At 59.9% G+C, this 7,236-nt stretch carries 8 protein-coding genes, 1 tRNA gene and 2 pseudogenes; 6 read left to right on the top strand and 5 right to left on the bottom strand.

Annotated elements, in window-relative coordinates:
• Positions 1-1,032, bottom strand: a pseudogene (locus tag EN993_RS28240) (PAS domain-containing sensor histidine kinase); the annotation flags it as partial.
• A gap of 250 nt (positions 1,033-1,282) precedes the next feature.
• Here EN993_RS28240 and EN993_RS28235 point away from each other — a divergent pair.
• The 5 genes from EN993_RS28235 to EN993_RS28215 all read left to right on the top strand — a co-directional run bounded on the left by EN993_RS28235 (position 1,283) and on the right by EN993_RS28215 (position 4,735).
• On the top strand, positions 1,283-1,741 hold the full coding sequence (locus EN993_RS28235; protein ID WP_127265416.1) for a phasin: 459 nt from the start codon (positions 1,283-1,285) through the stop codon (positions 1,739-1,741).
• Between the two features lie 377 nt (positions 1,742-2,118).
• Positions 2,119-2,195, top strand: a tRNA-His gene (locus EN993_RS28230).
• Between the two features lie 129 nt (positions 2,196-2,324).
• A complete protein-coding gene (locus tag EN993_RS28225; protein WP_127265415.1) occupies positions 2,325-3,686 on the top strand; it encodes a DUF6538 domain-containing protein in 1,362 nt (453 codons plus the stop codon).
• 568 nt (positions 3,687-4,254) lie between these two features.
• A complete protein-coding gene (locus EN993_RS28220) occupies positions 4,255-4,521 on the top strand; it encodes a DUF982 domain-containing protein (RefSeq protein ID WP_127265414.1) in 267 nt (88 codons plus the stop codon).
• Positions 4,508-4,735 (top strand): hypothetical protein, encoded by a 228-nt coding sequence (locus EN993_RS28215; RefSeq protein ID WP_127265413.1) that lies wholly within the window; start codon positions 4,508-4,510, stop codon positions 4,733-4,735. The genes EN993_RS28220 and EN993_RS28215 overlap by 14 nt, the downstream gene beginning before the upstream one ends.
• An 8-nt stretch (positions 4,736-4,743) precedes the next feature.
• Here EN993_RS28215 and EN993_RS28210 read toward each other — a convergent pair whose 3' ends face one another.
• The 4 genes from EN993_RS28210 to EN993_RS28195 form a co-directional block, all read right to left on the bottom strand.
• Complete coding sequence (locus EN993_RS28210) at positions 4,744-4,995, bottom strand: hypothetical protein (RefSeq protein WP_127265412.1); 252 nt, start codon at positions 4,993-4,995, stop codon at positions 4,744-4,746.
• A 2-nt stretch (positions 4,996-4,997) separates the two neighbouring features.
• Positions 4,998-5,249, bottom strand: coding sequence for a hypothetical protein (locus EN993_RS28205; protein ID WP_127265411.1), 252 nt, complete (start codon positions 5,247-5,249; stop codon positions 4,998-5,000).
• Positions 5,250-5,259: 10 nt separating this feature from the next.
• Positions 5,260-5,457, bottom strand: coding sequence for a hypothetical protein (locus EN993_RS28200; RefSeq protein ID WP_126106280.1), 198 nt, complete (start codon positions 5,455-5,457; stop codon positions 5,260-5,262).
• Positions 5,458-5,571: 114 nt separating this feature from the next.
• Positions 5,572-6,327 (bottom strand): hypothetical protein, encoded by a 756-nt coding sequence (locus EN993_RS28195; protein WP_127265410.1) that lies wholly within the window; start codon positions 6,325-6,327, stop codon positions 5,572-5,574.
• A 557-nt stretch (positions 6,328-6,884) separates the two neighbouring features.
• On the opposite strand from EN993_RS28195, the pseudogene EN993_RS28190 reads away from it, so the two are divergent.
• A pseudogene (locus EN993_RS28190) lies at positions 6,885-7,236 on the top strand (damage-inducible protein); the annotation flags it as partial.

The following is a 7,236-nucleotide window of genomic DNA, read 5'->3' as shown; positions in this document are numbered from 1 at the left end:
GGTGCCGGGAGGCTCAGCGGGCTCGGTTGCGGCTGGCCGGTCGGTTCGTTGTGCATCATCCTCACCGGCATTGAAGTACCAGTGATCATGTTGTGGCGGCGTGCCGTCGGCACTCCCCGGGTCGTTGTCCGCCGTCTCCGCGGGTTGCTCGGCTGTATGGACATTCTCAGGCTCGGCAGGCACCGATTTGGTCTCGGCGGCTTCCGCAACGCTCGGTTCGTCCACCGCGGCAGCCGGGTGTTCGCTGTCGACTGTCGGTCTGTTGTCCTGATCAGGTTCCGGCTGGGCGATCGTGCTTTCCGGAGCTGCAGTCTCGGTTGGGGCTGGCTGCAGTGCTTCCACGACGCTGTCGTCGGCAGCGGCTTTGTCGTCGAGCTGGTCCTCGTCGATCACCACCAGCAGATGCCGTTCCTCGGTCAATCTTGCCAGCCCTGCCGGATAGGAGACCGTGCGGCCGGGGACGAGGCGCTTGACGATGCGGTCGCTCTCGGCCGCGACATCGGCGACGAGCGCAGCCAGCGTCTCCGGCAAGATGCCCAGTGCCGAAAATCCTTCCGAGGCCGCTTCGACATGGCCGCCGGCGTCGACAAAGGCGATGAAGTGGCCATCCTCGGTGAAGCCGCTGATGGCGCGAGCGGCGATTTCGCCGGCACTGCGCGAACCTGTCTGCGCCGCCGGCACAGCGAGCATGATCGCCTTTTCGGCGTCCGGCATGGTCACTGCACTGGCCAGGAAGCTGACGGCGCGGCTGGTCAGGCCGGTCGCCAGCCGCACCATGATGGCGCGGTCACTGCCAATCTCGGGAAATCCGCTGGTCGCCATGATCTGGCGCCTGGCGATCAAGGGCAGTTGCGCCGAGGCGCCGATGATCGCCTCGATGTCGGGATAGCCGAACATCGCGGCGCCCGGTCCATTGGCCCAGATCACCTGTTCCAGATCCGCCGACAGGATCGCGATCGCGTCGCCGGCGGCAAAGCGCTGGCGGACCGCGTCGAGTACGGCGACGTCGAGGAAGGAATATTCGGACGGCATGCGCTTGGCGAACCCTCACGGAGCGGCGAATTTGCAGTTAACGCTTTGTTAATAAAAGCCGGAGGCGCGAAGGTCCACAAGCCAGAACGTGCAAAGGCTGGAATCTGGGCTCTTGGTTAACGGCCCAAAAGAAATTTATGGTGCACTGCAACAAAGATATTGCAATGCACAAAATTTGCCTTTATATTGCCATCATACATGAACGAGACGGCCTTCTGTCAAAGCCGCCGCCGCTGAAAAAGGATGGAAAATGTCCAGGACCAAAACCGCCGAGACGATCGAAAACGTTGAATTCCCGAGCTTCGACGCTTCCAAGGCCACCGACCAGATGCGCGCTTTCGCCGAAAAGGGCGTTGAGCAGTCGAAGGAAGCCTATGCCAAGCTGAAGACCGGTGCCGAGGAGACCCAGAAGGCTCTGGAGTCGACCTTTGAGACCGCCAAGACCGTTTCCAGCGACCTGTCGCTCAAGACCATTTCCGCTTTGCGCGCCAATGCCGAGGCCGGCTTCTCCCATCTCGAAGCGCTGATCGGCGCCAAGTCGCTGTCGGAAGTCGTCGAGCTGCAGACCGCCTTCCTGCGCAAGCGCGTCGAAGCGACCGTCGAGCAGGCCAAGGACTTCCAGGCCGTCGCCTCCAAGGCAGCCGAGGACGTCTCCAAGCCGATCAAGGCCGCCTTCGAGAAGGCGATGAAGGAAATCAAGGTTGCCTAACGTTTACGCATGATCTGAAGATGCAACAAAAGGTCGCATTTTCTTAAAAACGATCAGGCGTATGATGGTAGCCATCAAGGAATACCCGGCGGGTGGAACCTCCTCCCTCTGCTCTCCGGGGTGACCAGCCAGCACCTCCTCCCGCTGGCTCGTAACAGGAAAAGGCCGGCACCTCCTCCCGCCGGCCTTTTTCTTTGTCTGGCGCCCAGTTCTTGTCTCGTGCCCTCTTTTTGCCAGGCAAATGCCGCGCCGATGTGGGGAAGTGACCTTTGCTTTCCAAAAGCCTTGAATTAGAATCCATAAGCCCGTAAGGACGCATCGCCGAACGACAGAGCGGTCGGGATGAGTTTCTGTTTCGATCCCGCTCAGGCAAACGTGCCGTTGTAGCTCAGATGGTTAGAGCGCCGGATTGTGGATCCGGAGGTCGCTGGTTCGATCCCAGCCAACGGTACCACCGGCTTCTCCGTTAAGTCATTGAGTTTGCTAGATAATGTTATGAATGGTGCCCGTGTGCTTGCACCGATCTGGTCATTTGTGCTACCTATTGTGCTACCTATTGTGCTACAAATGGCTGCGCTGGACCATGGGAAGACGCCGCGAAGAGCAAGAACCGGACCGCTTCCTGCGGTTGAGAGGCAGTCACTTTCATTATTATCGACGCGTCCCAAAGGAGCTCAGGGACGTTGATGCGCGTGGCGAGCATGTGCGGCGCTCCTTGGACACGACCGACCGGTTAAAGGCGCGCACCGCCCGTGACCTCCATGAGGCTGCCGATAACGCGTTATGGTCCTCTCTCATGCTTGGCGAAAACCCAGAAGCTGCGCGCATTCGTTACCAGCGCGCTATCAAGCGCGCCGAGGCGTTAGGGTTCGTCTATCGGCCGCTCGCCGACATCCTCGTTGCCGAGCCGCTGGATACCATCCTACAGCGGGCCGAGGCCACGATCGGAGAGCCTGCCAGCTCTCCCGTGGTTGACGCTGTCACTGGCACTGTCTCCCGTCCTGACGACAAAATTTCGGAAGCGCTGAAGCTCTATTTCGACGAGATCGTCCGCGACGAACTCCGCACCAAAAGTGCTGATCAGAAGAAACGATGGAAGGCAAAACGCCAAATGAGCGTCGATGTCTTCATCACACTTGTCGGCGACAAGCCAATGGGGGAGATCACGCGCGACGACGCGCGTGCGGTGCATAAATATTGGTTGGATCGAATCGCGCCCGAGAAGGGGAGGCCAGACCGTTCGGCATCGACCGGCAACCGAAATATGGGGAACCTGCGGACCCTCTACGGCGACTACTATCGTCATCTCGGTTCACCCGAACAGAAGAATCCGTTCGCCGATCTCTCATTCAGCGACAAGTCGAAACGCAGTCGTCCACCATTCCCGACCGACTGGATTCGCGACAGGATCTTCGCACCCGGCGCGCTTGCGGCCCTCAACGATGATGCGCGAGGCATTGTGCTCGCCTTCGCGGAAACGGGGGCTCGCCCGAGTGAGCTTGCGAACTTGCACGACGGCGTCATACATCTCGACCACGAGGTGCCTCACATCTCGGTGGAGCCTCGCGAGGATCCTGAGGACCCACGCGAAATCAAGACAGCCTCATCCGTGCGTAAGATACCACTCGTTGGCGTGGCGCTTGAGGTGTTCAAGAGGCACCCTAATGGCTTTCCGAGGTACAAGGATCGCGAGGCGTCGCTATCAGCCCTGCTCAATAAGCACTTCGAGAACCACAAATTGTTCCCGACCGACAAGCACACTGTCTATTCGCTTCGGCATTCGTTTGAAGACCGCATGAAGAACGCCAGGCTGGATGAGGAACTCCGGCGCATGCTGATGGGCCACACCATCGACCGTCCGAAATACGGCGAAGGCGGCGACATGAAAATGTGGCAGGAAGAACTCATGAAGATCGTACTGCCGTTTGAGCCCTCAATCGTTTAACGCGCTCATGGGCTGCGACAAGGCGTCCCTCCTTTGCTTGGCAATCTTGCAGAGCACGTTCAAGATAGTCGTACAACGGGAGCCATGTCTCGCCTTGGTCGCCGCGCGCCACGATGATCTCGGCCACGCGGTCGAGCGCTCGCTCAATCCGTTGCACGGTGATTGGCTGAAGCGTGGGCGAATATCGCCTCACGGATTCGCCTTTCTGCAAGGCCATGAATGTAGCATGCCCTATGCGTAGGCGGACCTTTCTGGTGCAGTGAAGGCCTGCGTTCGGCTCGGGCCACAATCGGCGGCTGCGGCGTGCAAATGGGAAAGGCTCTCTGCCCGTCGGGGGTTGGTAGCGGGAGAGCGCTGCCCCCTGCACCAATGAGACCATCTGTTCTGCCTGCGTTTCTACGGCTGAGCGAACGCGGCTGGACTGATCGCCACGCAGCGCCTGCCAAATGCTGTTTCGCGATCATGGTCGAGGCCGTCGCCAACAGCGCAGGCGGCAGTTCGGAATGGAAGCGGAACTGAATCGCGCGCCGATGCTTGAATCGCGTTCGAGTAACTCCGGGGTGGCGTGATGCAAGACCCGCGTTTCGCAATGCCCGTATCGGTCGCGTTAGGCCGGTCTGGTAATGTTATTTACAAGGTTGAGCGAGTGGCGCAGGCAGCCGATATCCTCCTCAATCGTTGGCCGGTAGCGACAGGGAAAAGCCACGTGGCCGCTCGAAAAGCATGCCTGGCCGTCTTGGAGGGGATCAAAGAAGCTAGTGTGGCAAGGGCGGCATTCGTGAAGGCCGCAACCGATGCCGACATCTTGCGCGAGAACGATTATGGCCGCGACTAAGAAGGACCAGGAACGCATCGGATATGCTTGGCTCTATGGGGTACAAGCGCGCAAGGACGGAAGGGAGCGCGTCGTGCCAGAGTTCTGGTGGGAATATGCCGACGCCTGGTTGCAGGGCTTCGATGGCCAGTCCATCCAGGGTGCCGGCAAGGCCGAGCCGGTCGGCGATCAGATGGAAGCGGAGGTCGACGAAGCTGGGGTCAGCAAACTGTAGCTGGCAGCCTATTGCGGTTTGCCAGCGCGTATCATGGCGCGCGCAATCGCGAGTTGGGCTTCGGTCTTTGCATTCTCTTTCTGGGTCATATTGTCGGCGGCAAGAAGCCGCTTCAGCGCCCGCAATGTCTCCCCTCGGGTCCATCCCACTTCCAGCATGCAATCGAAGATCGCCTGAAAGCCGGGCTCCATGGCTTCCTCGCAATCGAGCGAGCGGTCTGCACAGTCATAGTCAAGTTTGTCTCTGGGTGGATTGATCATTTTCACTCCATATCCGCCACGTCGCCGTTGGTGAAAAGCACTGTCGGCGGCCCATAGTCGCCAAGCGCCGGATCGGCGTCGCGAGTCCATGCTATGACGCCTATATGCTTCCCCGCCAGCGCTTTTGCGATGCGCACCGCGCGGTCCTCGCTTTGCTGGTCGGTCGGGCCGTATGCTGTGAACAGTTCGCCATCCTCGCCGCGGTCGAACGCAACGACAACGGTCAGCTTCGGCCTTTTCTGATCTTGGCGCATGGTCGGACACTCAGTGCGTCCTACCGGAGCGGAGATGCATCTCGATCTTATTGATTGCCTTGGTGAGGACATCGACTGCCTGCAGATTGACAGCGAAGTCGAAGTTACCTTGCGCCGTTTCAAATATTAGAACGCCGACTTTGGTCTCGTCGTCGCTCATCATGCCCATTCCAATGCCCGTCGGCATATAGGGTGGTTTTTCTGACATGGTCTCTTTCCTCAGATGCGGTGGCCTCGTCAGCCCTTCGGCCATCTGCGCGTGCGACCTGAAGTAGCCAAGCACGATCGATAGACGATGCCGCCCGCGTTATCCGGTTCACCACTATTCGAAATGCATCGACTGGCCGCGCATCATTGCCAGGGTCAGTGCGATTGCAGGATTTGCCGGCGGCTTCTCCATAAGCAGGGAGCCGTCGAAATCGCGCCACGCTGCCATGCGCAATTCGTCACCGTCATCGGCGGCTGCAGGGTCGAAAACGTGGGCGTCACAGGGATTTCGGTCAATCTCGATCGTCCAGTCCTTGAGCGCCTTGCGAGCCATTTCCTCCACCTGGGCAAGGTCGCTGGTGAAGAAGGGAATACGGTCGCCATCTTCCGAAAGCGGCTCCACCCGATCCAGTGTCGGCCGCTCCGGCACCCAACCAAGAACGAAGGCAATATCGAAATCGATCTGGCGGTCCGGGCCTGCAGTAACCTCCAGCCGTTTGACGACGTCCGGGTAGAGCTGCCTGCGCGCCGGCCACGTGTCCGGAAGCGCCTCGGCTTGCAATCTCGTTCGGGGAACGTCGATCAGTTCCATGATCTGATGGCGCGGAACTTTGTCCTCCGGCCAGCCCGCACAACATGCAATTGTCGCAGCCTCGTCGGCTTCCATCCAGACCGAAGCAGCCTGGTCCTCGTCCTCGGTTGGCTGGTCGTCTTCCGGAAAGCCTTTGATATCCCACCCTTCCAACGCGAACAAACCTTCCGCGCCTTGCAAAGCGGTAATGCCGGCCCGCGCGAAGACTGCTTCGGCTGCTGCGACACCGCGTGCCAGTTCCTCGGGCGTTGCACCTTCAATGTTCAAGCGAAGTTCCATGGTTCGCCTCCTGTAGCAATCATCCCAACAGTGAACAAAATAAGAACATTGCTGTCAATAGACTCTTGACAACGGCGAAATAGCCACGCTTTTTCAACTAGATGGCACACTGGCCAACGGTCGATGATCTGTGCTCAGTTCCCAAAGGCAACTGCATTCATGGCCGATGCTACACGCGGACCACCGCGGACGGGGACAGTCGGTCCCGCGTCCCGTCCTGCGGCCGGCGCTATGCTGACGCTCCTACGGCTGTCCTGTTAACCGGCCGCGGCGGGGGCGAATTTCCTCCGTCCCGCGCGCGACAATGTCCGCAATTCCGGACGCGCATAGGACTGCGGTTTATGCGCCGTTTCTCCTCTGGGCGCCGGCAGTCGCCGACGCGACGTCCAACGCGGCATCGTGGCCTCGTGCTGTCGGCAAACGACGCTATCGGTGTCACGAGGCAGCGGTCGCGCCAAACGTTTCTTCCGCAACGCCACGTCGCCATGCCATTGACTCTTTATTAGGAAGAGAACAAATGAGGAACATACCATCAGCTTTTCGCGTTCAGGGGACAGATGAGTGCATCGGCGCCAAACGCTGCCATTTCCGATCTCCGAACTCGCATTGCGCGTCTCGAAGGCGGCAATGTGCGCGAACGAACGGTGCTCCCCTTCGGCATCGCGCCGATCGACAGCCACCTGCCGGGGGGCGGTTTGGCGCTTGGTGCTCTCCATGAAGTTGCCGGCGGCGGCAATGGTGCAATCGATGGCGCTGCCGCGTCGCTTTTTGCGGCCGGCATTGCAGCCAGGACGCAAGGCAAGGTGCTGTGGTGCGTGACGCGTCAGGACCTGTTTGCGCCGGCAATCGCCCAGATCGGACTTCACCCCGACCGGGTGATCTATGTCGAAGCCGGTGACGACAAATCAC

The sequence above is a fragment of the Mesorhizobium sp. M7D.F.Ca.US.004.01.2.1 genome (genome assembly GCF_003997785.1).
Lineage (GTDB): Bacteria > Pseudomonadota > Alphaproteobacteria > Rhizobiales > Rhizobiaceae > Mesorhizobium > Mesorhizobium loti.
The sequence above is the reverse complement of the archived record's forward strand: the minus strand, read 5'-3'. Positions and strand labels throughout refer to the sequence as shown.

Bases quoted from the DNA above. Each gene is read 5' to 3' on its own strand.
- EN993_RS28235 (WP_127265416.1), top strand. From the start codon at position 1,283: ATGTCCAGGACCAAAACCGCCGAGACGATCGAAAACGTTGAATTCCCG.
- EN993_RS28225 (WP_127265415.1), top strand. From the start codon at position 2,325: ATGGGAAGACGCCGCGAAGAGCAAGAACCGGACCGCTTCCTGCGGTTG.
- EN993_RS28220 (WP_127265414.1), top strand. From the start codon at position 4,255: ATGCAAGACCCGCGTTTCGCAATGCCCGTATCGGTCGCGTTAGGCCGG.
- EN993_RS28215 (WP_127265413.1), top strand. From the start codon at position 4,508: ATGGCCGCGACTAAGAAGGACCAGGAACGCATCGGATATGCTTGGCTC.
- EN993_RS28210 (WP_127265412.1), bottom strand. From the start codon at position 4,995: ATGATCAATCCACCCAGAGACAAACTTGACTATGACTGTGCAGACCGC.
- EN993_RS28205 (WP_127265411.1), bottom strand. From the start codon at position 5,249: ATGCGCCAAGATCAGAAAAGGCCGAAGCTGACCGTTGTCGTTGCGTTC.
- EN993_RS28200 (WP_126106280.1), bottom strand. From the start codon at position 5,457: ATGTCAGAAAAACCACCCTATATGCCGACGGGCATTGGAATGGGCATG.
- EN993_RS28195 (WP_127265410.1), bottom strand. From the start codon at position 6,327: ATGGAACTTCGCTTGAACATTGAAGGTGCAACGCCCGAGGAACTGGCA.